The organism is Bacillus sp. OTU530 (genome assembly GCF_038440375.1).
The window spans coordinates 1-877 of the sequence record NZ_JASATP010000129.1; the positions used below are offsets into that span (position 1 = coordinate 1).

1 protein-coding gene and 1 pseudogene are annotated in these 877 nt (G+C 38.2%); one reads left to right on the forward strand and one right to left on the reverse strand.

All coding sequences use genetic code 11. The features are described 5' to 3' along the window. Window positions 1–543 (reverse strand): annotated as a pseudogene (locus tag AAHB12_RS31150) (RNA-guided endonuclease InsQ/TnpB family protein); the annotation flags it as partial. Window positions 544–657: 114 nt separating this feature from the next. Here AAHB12_RS31150 and AAHB12_RS31155 point away from each other — a divergent pair. Then, window positions 658–877 (forward strand): GerAB/ArcD/ProY family transporter (locus tag AAHB12_RS31155; protein WP_342048939.1); only part of this gene is annotated, 220 nt, incomplete at its 3' end.

An 877-nucleotide genomic window follows, 5' to 3' on the forward strand; every position in this document is an offset into this window, starting at 1 on the left:
GGCTTTGTATCTTGCACGTTTGTGTTTCATTGTCCTCCCATTAAAAAAGGATGTATTGCCTTGTGAGTCATAAGAAGTGGCAACGAAATTCATACCAAAATCAATTCCTACTACTTGCCTCATTCCATAATCAGCTGCTTCTTGCACCTCCTTTGTCATAGGGATATGCAAAAACCACTTCTTATACTTGTACACTAACTTGGCAGTCCCAAAGGACCAAGAGCCATCAAAATATTGCTCCATTCCCTTTGTTTCAAAAGGAACTTTCACACGACCTTGCAGTGTATTAATGGAAAATACCTGTTGTGTAAGGGAGTAATCACGATTCCACACAAGATCGTATTCTGGTTTTTTAAACTGTACCATAGACCAATCATGTCCATTGCTCTGGTTTGTTTTATATCTCGCAATGACTGTTTTCATGACAGATTGTGCCATCTGGGAACGCAAATGATAAGAAGACCTAAGCACATCGTACGTTACCTCGTGTAAAGATGCTTGCACTAGATTTTTGCTTTCAAATACAATACGAGAAACAAAGTTACTCCTTAAAAGTATTGAGAATAGGATAGTAGGATAGGATAAATGACTAGATGAGATGTATAAACGTGTGGATCAATCCGTGTAATGGATAATGGAGGGGAGATCTCTTAGACGATGGAGAAAGCAAAAATTAGTGCCATTCAACTATTTGCCATGATGTTTTTGTTCGAACTTGGAAGTGCACTGGTCGTAAGTTATGGAATAACTGCCAAAAAAGATGCTTGGATTGCGACTCTTTTAGGGCTATGTGGTGGAATTGTCTTATTCTTTATTTATTACTTTTTATTTCTTCAATACCCGAACCTGCCGTTGACCGGATATGCTAGGAAAATAT